The following is a 16950-nucleotide window of genomic DNA, read 5'->3' on the forward strand; positions in this document are numbered from 1 at the left end:
GCCCGCGCCCGTCGCCGACCGTGGACGGGGCCGTCACACGCGTCTGCCTTCGTTCGCGACCGCGGGGGCTCGCACGATCACTGAGTGCTACACGGCCGGCGCCACTCTCGTCATCGCGTTGATGACGCGGTCCATGGCGTCCCCGTCCCGGGGGTCGGTCAGGTTGGCCAGCAGCTTCAGCACGAAGCGCATCAGCATCGGGTGCGGCATGCCGTGCTTCGTGGCCATCCGCATGATCTCGGGACGGCCGATGAGCTTCACGAAGATGCCGCCGAGCCGGTAGTAGCCGCCGAAGCGGGCCTTCAGCTCCGTCGAGTACGCCGCCAGGGCCCGTTCCCGGTCCGCGCCGGCGGGGCGCGCGAGCGCCTGGACGGCGATCTCCGCGGCCAGCTCGCCGGACTCCATCGCGTACGCGATGCCCTCGCCGTTGAACGGGTTGACCATGCCGCCGGAGTCGCCGACCAGCATCACGCCCCGGGTGTAATGCGGCACCCGGTTGAAGCCCATGGGGAGCGCGGCGCCGAGGATCGGGCCCTCCGCGTTCGCCTCGTCGGTCATGCCCCAGTCGGCCGGCGTGTTGGCCAGCCAGTCGGTGAGCAGCCGACGGTAGTTGGTCTTGCCGAACGCGGACGACGAGTTGAGCACGCCGAGGCCGACGTTGACCCGGCCGTCGCCCAGCCCGAAGATCCAGCCGTAGCCGGGCAGCAGGTTGTCGCCGCTGTCCTTGCTGCGCAGTTCCAGCCAGGACTCCAGGTAGTTGTCGTCGTGCTTGGCCGGCGAGCGGTAGTAACGCCGGACGGCGACGCCGATCGGCCGGTCCTCGCGCTTGGCCAGCCCGAGGGCGAGCGGGAAGCGGCCGGAGACGCCGTCGGCGGCGACGACCAGCGGCGCGTGGAAGGTGGCGGGCTCCTTGCCGGGGCCGACCTCCGCCTCCACGCCGGTCACCCGGCCGTCCGGGCCCAGCACCGGGCCGGTGACGTTCACGCCGGTACGCAGCTTCGCGCCGGCCTCGACGGCACGCCGGGCGAGCAGGTCGTCGAAGTCGAGCCGGGTGCGCACCAGGCCGTAGTTGGGGAAGCTCGCCAGGTCGGGCCAGTCCAGCTCCAGCCGGACGCCGCCGCCGATCACCCGCAGACCGCGGTTGTGCAGCCAGCCCGCCTCGGGCGAGGTGTCCACGCCCATCCGGATCAGCTGCCGCACCGCGCGCGGGGTCAGCCCGTCGCCGCAGACCTTCTCCCGGGGGAACTCGGTCTTCTCCAGCAGCAGCACCCGTACGCCGTGCCGAGCCAGGTGGTACGCGGTAGCCGACCCACCGGGACCGGCGCCCACGACGATCACGTCGGCGTCATGTTCCACCGCGGCCATCCCGCGCCTCCTCCCGCATGCTCGTGAAATGCTTCACAAGCCAGACGGAGGGAGTCTATGACCGACGTCATGACCACGCCGGATCAGGGGTACCTAAGTTGCCCGGGACACGTCCGCCGAGGTCGGGGCCGGGGTGCCGGGCGGGGCGTCAGCGCCGGGCGGCGGTCGCCGGGTCGAGGCCGGCGTCGTGCCGGATCGTCTCCGGCAGGTGCTCGCGCAGCGCGCCCCCGGCCGCGCGGTCCAGGGCCGCCAGCACCTCGACCACCACCTGACGGACGTCGGCGGGATCCGCGCCGGCCAGCTCCTTGAGCTGGGCGATGAGTTCGGCCGCGTCGTCGTCGGTGGCCTCCGCGCCGACCGCCTGGTCTGGTCCCGTCATGGGGGCGAGCTTACGGAACAAAGTGGAGCAAAAAGGGATACTTGCGGAAATCCCGCCAGATCGGCCTATTCGCGGACGGCCCGGTGCAGCGCCGCGATCCCGCCGCTCAGGTTGCGCCAGGCCACCCTGCCCCAGCCCGCCGCACCGATCCGCGCGGCCAGGGCCGGCTGGTCGGGCCACGCCCGGATCGACTCGGCCAGGTAGACGTACGCGTCGGGGTTGCTGGAGACGGCGCGGGCCACGCTCGGCAGCGAACGCATCAGGTACGACAGGTAGACCGTGCGGAACGCCGGGTTCACCGGGGTGCTGAACTCGCACACCACCAGTCGGCCGCCCGGCCTGGTGACCCGGGCCAACTCCCGCAGGGCGGCGTCGGTGTCGTTCACGTTGCGCAGCGCGAAGGAGATGGTCACCGCGTCGAAGCTGGCGTCGGCGAAGGGCAGCTTCAACGCGTCCCCGGCCAGCAGCGGCACCCGGGGGCGGGTGCGCTTGCCGACGCGCAGCATGCCCAGGGACAGGTCGGCGCCCACCGCGTACGCGCCCGACTGGGCCAACTCCTCGGTGGAGACACCGGTGCCGGCGCCCACGTCGAGCACCCGCTCACCCGGCCGCAGGTCGAGCGCGGCGCGGGTGGCCCGCCGCCAGAACCGGTCCTGCCCGAAGGAGAGGACGGTGTTGGTCAGGTCGTAGCGAGCCGCCACGCCGTCGAACATCGCGGCGACCTCGTGCGGCTGCTTGTCCAGGCTGGCGCGCTGGCCCTGCGGGGTACGGCTCACCCCTCCACTCTGCCAGCCCCGCCCGCCGGTACGCCCGGTGGGTCGTCCCCGCGGCGCGGGCCGCTGCTCGACGCGCCGACGCCCGGGTACGCCGCGGGGGCGGGGTGGTCGCCCACCCCGCCCCCGTGTCGTCGCACGTCAGTCGGTCGACTTCTCGTCGCCGGGCGCCACCAGGACGACCTTGCGCCGCCGGGAGAGCAGCAGCAGCGCGCCGCCGGCCAGCAGCACGGCCGCGCCGATGCCGCCGATCAGCCCCGCCTGCACGCCGGTCACCGGCAGCCCGCCGTCGCCCCCGCCACCGCCACCGGTGCCGGGGGTGGTGGTCGGGCCCGCCGTGGGTACGCCGGTCGGGGTGGCCGTGGGCGCCACCGTCGGGGTCGGCGTCGGGGTCGGGCTCGGCTGCGCGGACAGGTCGACGAAGGCCTCGAAGATCGTGTGGTTGTCGCTGATGTCGACCTCGGAGAAGGCCTTCCGCTGCGCCTGGCCGGCCACCCGCGGCTCCTCCTCCGGCTCGCCCTCGGCGGCGTCCAGCCCGTACGCGAAGAGGTCGCCCTCGCGCAACACCGGCTCGGTGACGTCGTCGCCCACCTTCACCGTCACGTCGGCGGTGTAGTACTGCCCCCGGCGGATGATCGCGCCGGCGTCCTCGCAGAACGCCTGCTCCTTGCCGAGGAACACCTGCTGGACGCAGCCCTGCGGCAACGTCACGAAGCTCACACCGGGCGGGAGGGTGATGCCGTAGAAGACGCCGGTGGCGGGCCGGCTGCCGTCGTTGTAGACCGCCCAGTCCAGCGGCACGGTCTCGCCCCTACGCACCGGCTTGAGGTCCGGCTCGTCGGCCACCGCGCCGTTGACCACGACGCCTGCCTGGACGTCCTGCACCCAGGCGGTGAGGTCGTAGCCGGGCTTCGTCACGGTGACCGGCACCTCGACGACCTCGTCGCCGAGGTCGCTCTCGGGCGTCGCGGTGGCGACGCCGACGACCAGCGTGCCGCCGTCGCCCCGGCCTCCCGTGCTAAACAGCGGGACGCCGAAGTCCTTGCTGGTGCCGGCGGGCAGGTCGCCGAGGGCACACTGGTAGAGGTAGCTGTCGATGGCACGGCAGCCCTCGGGCACCAGGAAGCCGACGCGCTTCTTCTTGAGGTCCCGAGTGTTCACCCGGTACGAGACGTCCTCCGCCGTGGCCGTGCCGGCGTTGGTGACGGTGAACTTGAACGGCTTGCTCCGGGCCGCGTCGACACCCTTCGCGAGCTGGGTGCTGATCGGGATCACGGCCAGGTCCGGCCCGTCGGCGGCCTGGGCGGGAACGGCGACGGCGGTCAGGCCGCCCGCCGCGAGAAGTGCCACGGCACCGGCGCGGGCCAGGGCCGAGCGATGGAACAGGGTCATCGGTCCCCCGGGGGGTTAGGGAAGAAACGGATGGTTGCGGAACCCGGGCGGACGCTATCGGAGGTCGATGCGGCGCGCCAGCAGGGAGAACGTGTTTCGTCCGTCCGTCCGGCCGATCCGGACGGACGGCCCGACGCACAGCGGGGGCGGGATGGTCACCCATCCCGCCCCCGCTGCCGTGCGTTATGTGAACGACCCTCGCGGGTCGATGGAGGACGACCGTCAGGCCGTCGGCTTCTCGTCGCCCGGGGTCACCAGGACGACCCGACGACGCCGCGCCACCATGAACATGGCCGCGCCCGCGACCAGCACCGCGCCGCCGATGCCGCCGATCAGCGTGGTCTGCGCGCCGGTGACCGGCAGGCCGCCGTCGTCGTCACCGCCGCCGCCCGCGCCGCCCTTGGCCGCGACGATCACGGCGTAGCCGTCGGAGTTGTCGGTGGCGTCCACGTCGGAGGCCTGCAGGCCGGTGACGTTCTCCGGCAGGGTGACCGCGGCCGTCCGCGCCCGGGTGGGCTCGGAGCCGACCGGCTCGACGCTGACCAGACCGCCCTTGAGGGCGCCCGGCTTCACGTCCGCCGCCACGTCGAACAGGTGGTAGAAGCCGTAGGCCGAGTAGAGCTTGTCCTCGGCGTTGGTGTCCTCGTCCTGCGGGATCAGCCCGAAGTTGGCGTAGGTGCAGGTGAAGGTGGACTTGTCGGCCGAGTACTCGCAGCCGGGCTCCACCTCCGTCGGGGTGACGCCCTTGGGCAGCTTGACGCTGATCTTCAGGCCGGCGGCGGCCTTGTCACCCTGGTTGGTGATGAAGTAGGTCAGCGCCGAGCGGCTGCCCGCGTGCAGGTCGCCGGAGTAGACCGGGTTCCCGTCGACGATCTTGACGGCCTGCTTGACGTCCTCGGCGACGACCGAGAGGTCCGGCCCGCTGGCGTCCGAGAAGTCCAGCGTGGCGGTCTTGGAGTTGTTCGCCGCGTTGGTGTCGTCCTTCGAGACGAGCTTGAAGGAGAGGGGCGCCTGGTAGGTGCCGGTGCCCTCGAACTTGAACAGGACGACCGGCAGGTCCGTGGTCTCGCCCGGGCCCGGCAGGCCCTTCTCCGTCGCGTAGCAGATGAACGCGGTCGGCTTCTCCCCGGCGAGCTCCACGTCGCAGCCGTCCTCGACGGCCGGCACGGCGGCGACCTTGTCGAAGTCGACCTTGGAAACGTCCACCCGCACGGCCAGCTCGCTCGGGGTGTTCTTGCCGGTGTTGGTCACCTTGGCGTAGGCGAACTTGCCCTGCGCGTTGGCGGCGACCCGCGTTCCGGCCACCTCGATCGCGAGGTCCGTCTCCGTGCCCGAGGCCTGGGCCGGGCTACCGAGAGCGGTCAACGCGCCGGAGGCGAGCAGCGCGCCGGCGCCGATACGCGCCAGCGAACGGTTACGGAAGATCATGGAAAGGGTCCCCCCGTTGGGGTGAAGGAAAGGTACGGCCGGGGACGTTAGCGGTAAGCGATCACGCTCGCCACCCCCAAGGTCGGGCGCGTTGAACAGCCGGGCTAAGAATCACTTAAGGAATGCCCGGATTGATATGTCTTGCTGCCCAGACCACCTCGCGGCCGACTCCGAACGGCAACCCAATCGAGATCAACGGTCCACGGGAATTCACCCGATCGGCCAGCCGGCGAGGCCGCCGACGATCACTCTCCGTACGGCGGCGCTCCACGCAGGGCCCGCGTACGACGACACCCCACCGCCGGGGACGACGATGGGGTGCCGGGGTCGTACGGGTGAGCGCGTCAGCGGGCGTCGACCAGCGGCAGGGGCTTCCCGGCGCCGCCGCCCGGCATGGCGATCGAGGAGAAGTGCGAGACCACCCGCTCGTCGGTCGGGTCGTCGGCCGGGGTGTGGTGCACGGCCAGCCGGTTGTAGAGGGTGTCGCGCTGGGCGGGGATCCGGTCCGCCGAGCGGATCATGCCGATCAGCTCGTGCAGGTTGGAGCGGTGCCGCGCGCCGGCGGAGGAGATGACGTTCTCCTCCAGCATGATCGAGCCGAGGTCGTCCACGCCCATGTGCAGGGCGAGCTGCCCGACGTCCTTGCCGGTGGTCAGCCAGGACGCCTGCAGGTGCGGCACCGTCTCGAAGAAGAGCCGGGCCACCGCGACCAGCCGCAGGTACTCCAGCGTGGTCGCCTGCGTACGGCCCTTGAGGTGGTTGTTCTCCGGCTGGTACGTCCACGGGATGAACGCCCGGAAGCCCTTCGTGCGGTCCTGCACGTCGCGGATCATCCGCAGGTGCTCGATCCGCTCGGCGGCGGTCTCGCCGGTGCCCATCATCATGGTGGCGGTCGACTCGACGCCCTGCCGGTGCGCCAGTTCCATGACCTCCAGCCAGCGCTCGCCCGACTCCTTCAGCGGCGCGATGGCCTTGCGCGGGCGGGCGGGCAGCATCTCGGCGCCGGCGCCGGCGATCGAGTCCAGCCCGGCCGTCTTGATCCGGGCGATGGCCTCGTCGAGGCTGACGCCGGAGACCTTGGCCATGTGCAGGATCTCGCTGGGGCCGATCGAGTGGATGGCGAGCTGCGGGTAGGCCTTCTTGACCGAGGAGAACAGCTCCTCGTAGTACTCCACGCCGTAGTCCGGGTGGTGCCCGCCCTGGAGCATGACCTGGGTGGCGCCCAGCTCGACCGCCTCGCCGCAGCGGCGCAGGATCTCCTCGGTCGGGTGGGTCCAGCCCTCCCGGTGCTTCGGGGCCCGGTAGAACGCGCAGAACTTGCACGCCGTCACGCAGACGTTGGTGTAGTTGATGTTGCGGTCGATCAGGTACGTGACGACGTTGTCCGGGTAGCGGCGTCGGCGCACCGCGTCGGCGGCCTCGCCCAGGGCGTGCAACGGCGCCTCGGTGTAGAGCAGCAGGGCCTCCTCGGGCGTGATCCGCCCGCCGTCCGCGCCGCGCTGCAGGATGTCGTCGATCTCCCGGCTCACACTCACCCCCCGAGCCTACGTCGCCCGCCCGGGCGGCCGGCCGATGGCCGCCGTACAGCCCGCCCGACGGCCCGTCGGGTGTGACGGCGTTCACCCTGGCCGGCGGCGCGGCGCCGCCCGTCGTCGGACGGCGCCGCACCCCGCGGTCAGAAGACGCGCGGAATGCTGCTGGCCGTCCAGCCGCTGCCCACCGCGCTGGCGCTGGTGGCGTACAGCTTGTAGTCGCCACTCAGGTCCCCGGTCGACTGGAAGCCCAGCATGACGCCGGCGGCGTCCTGGCCGATCAGATCGGTGCGGCCGTCGCCGGTGAGGTCCCCGACGAGGATGCGGGGCCGGTTCGTCGTGCCCCAGTTCGTGCCCACGTACGGGTACGGCCCGGGGAACAGCAGCCCCCCGCCGGTCATCGCACCCGACGACCGGTACGCCCGCAGCCGTCCGTCCGCGAGCTGGGCGACCAGGTCGGTGGTGCCGTCGCCGTCGATGTCGGCGGGCAGCGCCCGGGTGATCGAGGAACTCCGCCAACCGGTGCCGACGACCTTCGCCTCGGCGGTCGCCGGGAAGAGCTTCGAATTGGCGGAGAGGTCCCCGCTGGACGGGTAGCCCTTCATGGTGCCGTCGGCGTACTGCGCGATCAGGTCGGTCATCCCGTCGCCGTTGAAGTCGCCGGTCAGGATCCGCGGCACGGCCGTGGTGGTGAACCCGGTGCCGACGTCCCTCGTCGCCCCGGCGAACATCCGGGCGTCGGCCGACAGGTCGCCCGTCGACGTCCAGACCCGCAGGGTGCCGTTGAGCAGCTGCCCGAGGAGGTCGGTGCGACCGTCGCCGTTGAAGTCGCCCGGGATGAGGCGGGGGATCGAACCGCTGACGAAGGCGGTGCCGACGATCGCGGACGCTCCGGCGAAGAGCCGGTAGTCGGCGGATAGGTCGCCGGTCGACTCCCAGGCGGTCAGGGTGCCGTCGCCACTCTGCGCGATGATGTCCGCCCGGCCATCGCCGGTGAAGTCCCCGGTGAGTGCCCGCGGCCGGTTCGCCCCGCCCCAGTTCGTCCCCACGTAGCGGTAGGGCGACGGGAAGAGCGGGGCGGTGCCCGAGAGGTCGCCGCTCGACCGGTACGCCCGCAGCCGGCCGTCGGCGAGCTGGGCGAGCGCGTCGCTGCGGCAGTCGCCGGTCCAGTCGCCCAGGATCACCACACCCGCCTGGTCGGCCGAACCGTGACTCGCCCCACCGGCGTTGCAGTTGGCCGGCGTGTGCTGGCGGATCCAGCCGGCCAGGTCGTCGATGCGGGTCTCGGTGGCGTCGCGCCGGGTCTCCGTCTCGGCGAGGCAGCCGCCCTGCCAGGAGGCGTCGTGCACGGCGGCCAGCTCGGGGCGCCCGCCCACCACGCGTACCGCCGGCCCTCCGGCGTCGCCCTTGCAGGTGGTGGGCCCACCCTGCTCGTTGCTGATCGCGACCGAGGTGGCCGAGACGGCGCCGACCGTGACCGGCGCGCCGTGCAACCTGTCGGGCACCCACTCGGTGGCGGTACGGCCGAAGCCGAGCGCCTGCAACGTCTCGCCCGGCACGGGTGCCCCGGTGGCGATCGCGACCGGGGGCACGCCGGTCACCGGCACCGTGAGCCGGAGCAGCGCGAGGTTCCGGTCCGGGTGCGGCACCACCCGGTTGGCACGCTGCGCGCGGCCGTCGTTCGTGGTGAGGTCCAACCGGCCCACCGTGACCGTGGTGGGCTGCGCCGGCGCGCCCGCGACCGGGGGCTGCCCCGCGTCGGCCAGGCAGGAGCGGGCCGTCAACACCCACTGCGGCGCGACCAGCGCCCCGGAACACGCACGCACCTCGCCGAAGACGACCTTCGCCGCGAAGGCGTACGCGCTGTCGGTGACCGGGCTGCCCCCGCTGACCGCCCGGGCCGGCACGGCCGCGACGGCACCCGCCGTCAACGCGGCGGCGACACCGATGACGAGGGCTCTTCGCCGTCGTCGTACCTGCTGATCCATCGACACTCCATTCCTCGGGGCACGGCGGCCGGCCGCTCGCGTTCGGCACCGGCCATCTCGACCCGCCGATCCGCCCGGGCGCACCGGTCAGCCGCGTCACCTGCCAGTGACGGACTGGAATATAGATGTTGGACGGTCGCCGCACCGTCCCGCTCGACCGCCGCGATCAGGCCCTCCCGGCAGACCTATCGAACCATTAACATGCGTGGATGATCGTGAAGGCGCCTCCCCCCACCCGTCCTCCCCTGCCTCGCCGGGCGCTGCTGGGCCTCGTACCGCTCGGGGCCGCCGCCGTCGCTGTCGCCACGGCGGGCCGACCGGCGCGCGCGGCCACGGCGCCGGAGTGCCTCGCCGACCTGACGGCGGCCTGATGGCGACCATCCCCTGGCTCGCCGACGTGCTCCGTGCCGCCGGCGTCACCGTGGTGGAGCACGGCAACTGGCTCGGCCGGGTCTCCGGCAGCTCGTTCGCCCCCGTCGGCGTGCTCTGGCACCACACGGCGGCCACCTCCAGCGCCGGCAACCCGCACCCCGCGCTGAACATCTGCATCAACGGCCGCTCCGACCTGCCCGGACCGCTCTGCCAGGCCCTCGTCGACTACCACGGCGTCTTCCACGTCATCTCCGGCGGGCGGGCCAACCACGCCGGCGTGAGTCGCGGCAGCGGCCCCATCCCGGCCGGCGACGGCAACACCCTGATGATCGGCTGGGAGATCGACTACAACGGGGTCAACCAGGCGATGACCGGCGCCCAGTACAGCGCGTCGGTGCTCGCCACCGCCGCCGTGCTGCGCCGGCTCGGCCGGGACGCCAGCCACGCCCGGGGGCACCGGGAGACCAGCACCAGCGGCAAGATCGACCCGTCGTTCATCGACCTGCACTCGATGCGTGCCGACGTGGCCCGCCAGCTCGCCGGCAACCCACCCCTCGACCTCACGGAGAACGACATGAAGCTCATCCAGTCACCCGGCCGCGGCATCGCCCTCGTCGGCCCCGGCTACTTCCGCCAGCTCCGCAACGACGAGGAGGTGCACGCCGCCGTCGCGCTGGCCGGCAACCCGCTGGTCGGCAACGACCGCCAGTTCGACCTGTGGCGCAGCATCGCCTACGACGGCCAGGTCAAGGCCCCGAGCTGACCACCACGCAAGGGGGTCGGCGGGTGCGACGCGGTGCCTGCGCCGACCCGCCGACCCGGCTGCGCCCGCCGAGCGGCGGACGGACCGGTCAGGCGTCGTAGTCCACCGTGAGCCGGTCGGTCGTCGGGCTGGACTGGCAGGTGAGCACGTAGCCGGCGGCCACCTCGTCCGGCTCCAGCGCGTAGTTGCGGGCCATCGTCACCGCGCCGTCGACCACCTTGGCCTTGCAGGTCGAGCAGACCCCGCCCTTGCAGGCGTAGGGCAGCTCGCCGCGCACCTTCAGCGCCGCGTCCAGCACCCGCTCGTCGCGCCGCATCGTGAAGCGCGACGAACGGCCGTCCAACAGGATGGTCACCTCGGCGCCACCCCCCGGCTCGTCGGCCGGGCGTCGCGGCGGGGCCGGGGCCTCGGCGACGTGGAACAGCTCCGTGTGCACCGCCGACTCCGCCACGCCGCGCGCGGCGAGCACCTCCCGGGCGTCCACCACCATGTCGTACGGGCCGCAGAGGAACCACTCGTCGACGGTGGCGCCGGGCACGACGGTGTCCAGCAGCCGGCCCAGCCGGTCGGCGTCGATCCGGCCGGAGAGCAGCGGCGACTCGCCCTGCTCCCGGGAGAGCACGTGCACCAGGTGCAGCCGGGTGGGCCACCGGTCCTTCAGGTCGGCCAGCTCCTCGGCGAACATCACCGTGTTCGCCGTGCGGTTGCCGTACACCAGGGTGAACGTGCTGGCCGGCTCGACGGCGAGCGCCGTCGCGACCAGCGCGAGCACCGGGGTGATGCCCGAGCCCGCGACCACCGCGCCGTAGTGGCGGGCCCGCTCCGGCGCGAAGGCCGTGGTGAAGTGCCCGAGCGGCGGCAGCACCTCGATCGTGTCGCCGCCGCGCAGCGCGCCGCAGGCGTACGCGGAGAAGGCGCCGCCCGGGATCTCCCGCACGCCGATCCGCAGCCGGCCGTGCCGGGCCAGGTCGTCGGGCGTGGAGCAGATGGAGTACGACCGCCGCACGTCCTCGCCGGCGTCCGTGCTGCGCCGCACGGTGAGGTGCTGGCCGGCGGAGAACGCGAACGTCTCGCGCAACTCCTCCGGCACGGCGAAGGTGACCGCCACGGCGTCGTCGGTGAGCCGGTCGACGGCGGCGACGGACAGCGGATGGAATACCGGCCGGCGACGGACCGGGCGGGTGATCGTGACAGTCACAGCGCCTTCAGGTGGTCGAAGGGTTCACGGCAGGAACGGCAGCGCCAGAGCGCCTTGCACGCGGTCGAGCCGAAGCGGCTGACCTGCTCGGTCTCGGGCGAGCCGCAGCGCGGGCAGCGGACGGCGAGGGTCAGCGGCACCACGTTGTCGGCGCGCACGGGCGCCGGCGGGGCGATGCCGGCGGCGGCGAGCTTGGCCCGCCCGGCGTCGGAGATCCAGTCGGTGCTCCACGCCGGGCTGTAGACCGTCCGCACATCGGCGTCGGGGTGGCCGACGGCGGCCAGCGCCCGCCGGATGTCGGCGCGGATCACGTCCATCGCCGGGCAGCCGGTGTAGGTGGGGGTGATGGTCACGATGACCCGGCCCGACGCCGGGTCCTCGTCGACCGCCCGCAGGATGCCGAGGTCGTCGATGGTGACGACCCGGATCTCCGGATCCACCACCGCCGCCACGGCCGCCCTGGGGTCGGTCACCAGTTTGCCCCGGGGTGGGCGCGGTGCAGCACCTGCATCTCCGCGAGCAGGTAGGACAGGTGCTCGGTGTGCACGCCGTCCCGCCCGCCGGCCGGGGCCCAGCCGGACTCCGGCCGGGCCAGCGTGGCCTCGTCGAGGATGGCGGCGACGGTGGCGTCGAAGTCGGCCCGCAGGGTGGCCGGGTCGACCGGCGCCGCCGGGTCGGGTGCGAACAGCTCGTGGACGTACGGCCAGACCTGGTCGACCGCCGCCTGCATCCGCCGGTGCGACTCCTCGGTGCCGTCACCGAGCCGCCGTACCCACGTCGACGCGTGGTCGAGGTGGTAGGCCGACTCCTTGCGGGCCTTGGCCCCGATCGCGGCCAGCCGCTCGTCGGCGCACCCGGCCAGCGCGGTGTAGAGGGGGAGCTGGTAGGCCGCGAGGAAGAGCAGCTTCGCCATGGTCACCGCGAAGTCGCCGTTGGGCAGCTCCACCAGCAGGCAGTTGCGGAACTCGCGGTCGTCGCGGAGGAACGCCAGCGCGTCCTCGTCCCGGCCGGCGCCCTCCAGCTCGCCCGCGTACGACAGCAGGAGCCGGGCCGCGCCGAGCTGGTCGAGGGCGATGTTGGCCAGCGCGATGTCCTCCTCCATCTCGGGCGCGCGGGTGGTCCACTCGGCCAGCCGCTGCGCCGCGATCAGCGCGTCGTCGCCGAGGGCGAGAGCGAAGTCGAAGCGCTCGCTCACAGGTGGGCCACCCCCTCCGGCACGTCGTAGAAGGTGGGATGGCGGTAGACCTTGTCGGCCGCCGGGTCGAAGAAGGCGTCCTTCTCGTCGGGGCTGGAGGCGGTGATCGCGGCGGCCGGCACCACCCAGATCGAGACGCCCTCCTGGCGGCGGGTGTAGAGGTCCCGCGCGTTGCGCAGGGCCAGCTCGGCGTCGGGGGCGTGCAGGCTGCCGACGTGGGTGTGCGACAGCCCGCGCCGCGCCCGTACGAAGACCTCCCACAAGGGCGAAGGACCGCTCACGCCGCGCTGGTCCGTTCGCTCGCTACGCTCGCTCACGCCGCTACCTTCTCCTTCTGCTCCACCCGCTTGGCGGCGTACGCCGCGGCGGCCTCACGCACCCAGGCGCCGTCGGCGTGGGCGCGGCGACGGTGCTCCATCCGCTGCCGGTTGCACGGCCCCTCGCCCTTGATCACCCGCATCAGCTCGTCGTAGTCGGGCTGGGTGAAGTCGTACGCCTGGCGCGACTCGTTCCAGCGCAGGCCGGGATCCGGGATGGTCAGGCCGAGGATCTCCGCCTGCTGCACGCACATGTCCACGAAGCGCTGGCGCAGTTCGTCGTTGGAGAAGCGCTTGATCTTCCAGGCCATGGACTGCGCCGAGTGGGTGGAGTCGGTGTCCGGCGGGCCGAACATCGCCAGCGACGGGTACCACCAGCGGTCGAGGGCGTCCTGCGCCATCGCCTTCTGCGCGGGCGTGCCGTGCGCGAGGGTGTGCAGGATCTCGTAGCCCTGCCGCTGGTGGAACGACTCCTCCTTGCAGACCCGGATCATCGCCCGCGCGTACGGCCCGTAGGAGCAGCGGCAGAGCGGGACCTGGTTGACGATGGCGGCGCCGTCCACCAGCCAGCCGATCGCGCCCACGTCGGCCCACGTCAGGGTGGGGTAGTTGAAGATCGAGCTGTACTTCTGCCGGCCGTTTAGCAGCAGCTCGACCAGCTCGTCGCGGCTGATCCCGAGGGTCTCGGCGGCGGCGTAGAGGTAGAGGCCGTGGCCGGCCTCGTCCTGGACCTTGGCCAGCAGGATCGCCTTGCGCTTGAGCGAGGGGGCGCGGCTGATCCAGTTGCCCTCCGGCTGCATACCGATGATCTCGGAGTGCGCGTGCTGCGCGATCTGCCGGATCAGCGTCTTGCGGTACGCCTCGGGCATCCAGTCGCGCGGCTCGATCTTCTGGTCGGCGTCGATCACCTCGGCGAAGTACGCCTCGAGATCCTCGTCCGGGCCGGGGGCGCCGCCCCGGCGGCCACGTGCGGCGGCCTCCCGCAGGGCCGCCTCCGCTGCCTCGACCTCGCCGAGCAGGCCGCCGCCGGGTGCGTCCTCGGCGGAGAAGTCGTTGCCATACATGGGGTCAAGTGTTACAGCTCGCCTCTCGGGACACCAGAGGGTGTAACAGGTTTCCGGAGACACTTTCGGCACGGTCCGGCGACTCCCGGCAGCCGGTCAAACTATGACTTGGGTCACTATGGAAAGGTGAATCCTCCCAACAGCCGCATAGCGGCTCGATATCCCGCCTACTTGGCAAGTTGCCAGGTGTCAGGTTCTGGCGCCGCGCCGATCCGCACGTAGACTTCCCCCGTCACACCGATCGGCTGTCGACGATCGCCCGAGAAACACGGAGGGCGCATCCCCCGCCTCGACGAGCCGCCGATCCGTCCGACAACCAGCCGGTCCCCCCGGCCCTGACATCTGGAGCTCATCCACTCATGCGATCCCGCGTGACCCTGGTGCTCGCCGTCGTGGCGGTCCTCCTCGGTGGCGGCCTGCTCGTCCCGGCCGCGTACGCCCGACTCGCCGGCGACGACGCCGCGAGGGGCGGAAGCGGCGGCGGAAGCGTCGCGGCGCCCGCGCCGGTCCCGCCCCCGCCGCCGACCCTGGCCGCCGGCCCGGTGGCGGTGGACTTCAAGGGCGAGTTCTTCTCGTGGGCCCTGATGGACCGGGAGACCGGCGAGATCTCCGGGTCGAAGAACCTGGCCTCGACCAGCTCCACCGAGTCGATGATCAAGTCCTGGTTCGCGGCGGACTATCTCCGCCAGCTCGGCGACAAGCCGCTGCCGGCCGAACGCAAGAAGCAGATCACCACCGCCATCCGGGACAGCAACGACGACGCCGCCAACGCCCTGTACGGCGCGGTGGGCCGGGCCGCCACGATCAAGCGGATGATCAGCACCTGCGAACTCACCGACACCAAGCCGGGCAACGTGCCCGGCTACGTGGGCTGGTGGAGCTTCACCCGGATGTCCCCGCGCGATGCCGTCCGGCTCGGCGACTGCATCGCCGACGGCACGGCCGCCGGCCCCAAGTGGACGAAGCTCCTGCTGGACGAGATGAGCAAGGTCAGGGGCAGCACGGCAGCCAAGGACCAGAAGGCCCGCTCCGGCGGTGGCCGCTGGGGCATCATCGACGGCCTCCCCCCGTCGATCGTCAGCCAGGGCCCGGTCAGCATGAAGAACGGCTGGACCCCCCTCAACTACGACGGCAACTGGCACGTCAACTGCCTCGCCGTCACCGAGAGGTGGAGCCTCGCGGTGATGCTCCGCTACCCGCAGAAGAGCGGCCTCAACTACGGCGCGCAGGTCTGCGCCTCGGTCGCCAGCCAGCTCGTGACCTCGCAGCCGGGCGCCGCTCTCAAGGTCCCGCAGCCCGTCGGGAAGCTCTGATGGCGCGGCAGCGTCGGGCCTCCGGGCCGGCCGACGCCTCCCCCGGCAAGCTGATCGTCATCGCGGTGGTCCTCATCGGCCTGGTGCTCGTCTCGCTCCGGTTGCTGCCGGGCTCGCCGTTCGAGTCCACCGCCGCCGCGAAGTGGGGCACCCCCGCCGGCTCCGCCGAACGCGCCGCGACGGCTCCCAGCGACCGCAGCTCGCGGCCGTCCCCGACGCCGAGCCCCGCCCCGGAGCCGCTGCCGTTCGAGGCGAAGGACCTCGACCTCGACATCGAGGGATGGTACTCCTGGAGCGTCCTCGACCGCCGCAGCGGCGAGATCATCGGCTCGGACAACATGGACGAGACCAGCACCACCGCGTCGCTGATCAAGGCCTGGATCGTCGCCGACTACCTGCGCCGCGCCGACGACGCCGGCCAGACCCCGAGCGCCGCCAAGCTCGCCGACGCCACGAAGATCATCCGGGACAGCGACAACACCCGGGCCGAGCAGTTCTACAACACGGTCGGCCGGTCCGCCTCGATCAAGCGGCTGATCTCCCTGTGCGACCTGACCGACAGCAAGGTCGCCGCCGACGGCGGCTGGAGCCGTACCGCCCTCTCCCCCCGGGACACCGCCCGGATGGGCGCCTGCATCGCCGACGGCCGCGCCACCGGGCCGAAGTGGACCAAGTGGCTGATCGGCGAGATGCGGCTCGTCCGGGGTAGCGGGGACTTCGGCATCCGCAAGGCGTTCCCGGCCGCGGAGCGCAAGACCATCGCCATCAAGAACGGCTGGATCGACCGTACGCGCGAGCAGGAGATGCACATCAACTGCCTCGCCATCGGCGACACCTGGACGATGGGCGTGATGGTCCGCTACCCGATCGGCAAGGGCTACGAGTACGGCATGAAGAACTGCCAGAAGATCACCGAAGCCCTCCTGCGCCCCACCACCTAGACCCGGCCCCGCCGGTCCGGTCGAAGGGCTCAGCCCATGAAGAAGGCGGGGCCCTCGGCGGGCAGGGACGGGGCGGCGCCGACGGCGGCGGCACGGCGGGCGAACTCGCGCAGGCCGGCCACCTGGCGCTCCCCCAGGGAGAAGTCCAGCGCCCGGAAGTACGTCGCCAGCGTCGCCGCGTCGAAGGGTTCCCAGCGGGCGGCCGCCTCGGCCACCTGGTCCAGCTCCGCCAGGCAGAGGTCCCGGGAGCGCAGGAACGCCTCGTGCACCTCCTTGACGAGGCCGGGGTGGGCGGCGGCGAAGTCGCGGCGTACCGCCCAGACGGCGAAGACCATCGGCAGGCCCGTCCACTCCCGCCACGCCTGCCCGAGGTCGGTGACCTCCAGCCCGCGCTTCGGCGCCTCGTAGAGGGCGCGCAGCGCCACGTCGCCGATCAGCACCCCGGCGTCGGCCTCCAGCAGCATCTGGGTCAGATCGGGCGGGCAGCGGAAGTACTCGGGGCTGACCCCGTACCGCTCGCTGAGCAGCAGCTGGGCCAGCAGCACGCCGGTCCGCGAGGTCGAGCCCAGCGCCACCTTGCCGTGGTCCAGCTCGGCCAGCGGGCGGGTGGAGACGACGTTGACGGACAGCACCGGGCCGTCGCTGCCGACCGCCAGGTCGGGCAGGAGCAGCAGCTCGTCGGCGTGGCGCAGGTACTCCACGTGGGAGATCGGGCCGATGTCCAGGTCACCGGCGACCAGCGCGGCGCTGAGCCGGTCCGGGGAGTCCTTGTGCAGGTCGACGTCGATGAGGGCACCGGAGCGCATCAGCCCCCAGTAGATCGGCAGGCAGTTCAGGAACTGGATGTGCCCGACCCGGGGGCGTGCGACGTGCTCAGCCATGCCCCGACCGTATCCCCGTCGCCGTCCGGCGGCTCAGCGGGCCGGGCGG

The 16950-nt window shown here is 72.5% G+C and carries 17 protein-coding genes; 4 read left to right on the forward strand and 13 right to left on the reverse strand.

What is annotated here, in order from left to right; genetic code table 11:
• Positions 1–87: 87 nt before the first annotated feature.
• From AC5L34_RS04525 to AC5L34_RS04555, 7 genes are all read right to left on the reverse strand, one after another.
• Positions 88–1365: a geranylgeranyl reductase family protein gene (locus tag AC5L34_RS04525; RefSeq protein ID WP_357716699.1), complete on the reverse strand. Its 1278-nt coding sequence runs from the start codon at positions 1363–1365 to the stop codon at positions 88–90.
• Between the two features lie 148 nt (positions 1366–1513).
• Entirely contained in the window at positions 1514–1744 is a 231-nt protein-coding gene (locus AC5L34_RS04530; RefSeq protein WP_357716702.1) for a hypothetical protein, read from the reverse strand.
• Between the two features lie 65 nt (positions 1745–1809).
• The gene (locus AC5L34_RS04535) at positions 1810–2520 is read right to left on the reverse strand and encodes a demethylmenaquinone methyltransferase (RefSeq protein WP_441173542.1); all 711 of its coding nucleotides are present in this window, start codon (positions 2518–2520) and stop codon (positions 1810–1812) included.
• 138 nt (positions 2521–2658) lie between these two features.
• Positions 2659–3909, reverse strand: a complete 1251-nt coding sequence (locus AC5L34_RS04540) for an LPXTG cell wall anchor domain-containing protein (protein ID WP_441173543.1) — start codon at positions 3907–3909, stop codon at positions 2659–2661.
• Between the two features lie 222 nt (positions 3910–4131).
• Positions 4132–5337: an LPXTG cell wall anchor domain-containing protein gene (locus tag AC5L34_RS04545; protein ID WP_441173544.1), complete on the reverse strand. Its 1206-nt coding sequence runs from the start codon at positions 5335–5337 to the stop codon at positions 4132–4134.
• 344 nt (positions 5338–5681) lie between these two features.
• The gene (gene mqnC, locus AC5L34_RS04550; protein WP_441173545.1) at positions 5682–6872 is read right to left on the reverse strand and encodes a cyclic dehypoxanthinyl futalosine synthase; all 1191 of its coding nucleotides are present in this window, start codon (positions 6870–6872) and stop codon (positions 5682–5684) included.
• Between the two features lie 140 nt (positions 6873–7012).
• Entirely contained in the window at positions 7013–8857 is a 1845-nt protein-coding gene (locus tag AC5L34_RS04555) for an FG-GAP-like repeat-containing protein (protein ID WP_494823844.1), read from the reverse strand.
• Between the two features lie 209 nt (positions 8858–9066).
• Here AC5L34_RS04555 and AC5L34_RS04560 point away from each other — a divergent pair, with 209 nt between their 5' ends.
• Positions 9067–9228: a hypothetical protein gene (locus tag AC5L34_RS04560; RefSeq protein WP_441173547.1), complete on the forward strand. Its 162-nt coding sequence runs from the start codon at positions 9067–9069 to the stop codon at positions 9226–9228.
• Positions 9228–9992: a peptidoglycan recognition protein family protein gene (locus tag AC5L34_RS04565; RefSeq protein WP_441173548.1), complete on the forward strand. Its 765-nt coding sequence runs from the start codon at positions 9228–9230 to the stop codon at positions 9990–9992. Before AC5L34_RS04560 ends, AC5L34_RS04565 begins: the two co-directional genes overlap by 1 nt.
• 88 nt (positions 9993–10080) lie before the next feature.
• Here the strand turns inward: AC5L34_RS04565 and paaE are convergent, their stop codons facing one another.
• From paaE to paaA, 5 genes are read right to left on the reverse strand one after another with little or no spacing between them, the layout of a single operon-like run.
• A complete protein-coding gene (paaE, locus tag AC5L34_RS04570) occupies positions 10081–11190 on the reverse strand; it encodes a 1,2-phenylacetyl-CoA epoxidase subunit PaaE (RefSeq protein WP_441173550.1) in 1110 nt (369 codons plus the stop codon).
• On the reverse strand, positions 11187–11663 hold the full coding sequence (gene paaD / locus AC5L34_RS04575; RefSeq protein ID WP_441173551.1) for a 1,2-phenylacetyl-CoA epoxidase subunit PaaD: 477 nt from the start codon (positions 11661–11663) through the stop codon (positions 11187–11189). Before paaD ends, paaE begins: the two co-directional genes overlap by 4 nt.
• Entirely contained in the window at positions 11660–12385 is a 726-nt protein-coding gene (gene paaC, locus AC5L34_RS04580) for a 1,2-phenylacetyl-CoA epoxidase subunit PaaC (RefSeq protein ID WP_441173552.1), read from the reverse strand. The genes paaD and paaC overlap by 4 nt, the downstream gene beginning before the upstream one ends.
• On the reverse strand, positions 12382–12702 hold the full coding sequence (gene paaB, locus AC5L34_RS04585; RefSeq protein ID WP_089002444.1) for a 1,2-phenylacetyl-CoA epoxidase subunit PaaB: 321 nt from the start codon (positions 12700–12702) through the stop codon (positions 12382–12384). Before paaB ends, paaC begins: the two co-directional genes overlap by 4 nt.
• Positions 12699–13766 (reverse strand): 1,2-phenylacetyl-CoA epoxidase subunit PaaA, encoded by a 1068-nt coding sequence (gene paaA / locus AC5L34_RS04590; protein ID WP_441173554.1) that lies wholly within the window; start codon positions 13764–13766, stop codon positions 12699–12701. The genes paaB and paaA overlap by 4 nt, the downstream gene beginning before the upstream one ends.
• Positions 13767–14125: 359 nt before the next feature.
• Here paaA and AC5L34_RS04595 point away from each other — a divergent pair, with 359 nt between their 5' ends.
• On the forward strand, positions 14126–15079 hold the full coding sequence (locus AC5L34_RS04595; protein ID WP_441173556.1) for a hypothetical protein: 954 nt from the start codon (positions 14126–14128) through the stop codon (positions 15077–15079).
• Positions 15079–16020, forward strand: a complete 942-nt coding sequence (locus AC5L34_RS04600) for a serine hydrolase (RefSeq protein WP_494823845.1) — start codon at positions 15079–15081, stop codon at positions 16018–16020. The genes AC5L34_RS04595 and AC5L34_RS04600 overlap by 1 nt, the downstream gene beginning before the upstream one ends.
• Before the next feature lie 29 nt (positions 16021–16049).
• On the opposite strand, the gene AC5L34_RS04605 is transcribed toward AC5L34_RS04600, so the two are convergent.
• On the reverse strand, positions 16050–16901 hold the full coding sequence (locus AC5L34_RS04605) for a menaquinone biosynthetic enzyme MqnA/MqnD family protein (protein WP_494823846.1): 852 nt from the start codon (positions 16899–16901) through the stop codon (positions 16050–16052).
• Positions 16902–16950: the final 49 nt, after the last annotated feature.

This window comes from Micromonospora sp. ZG13 (genome assembly GCF_059359355.1).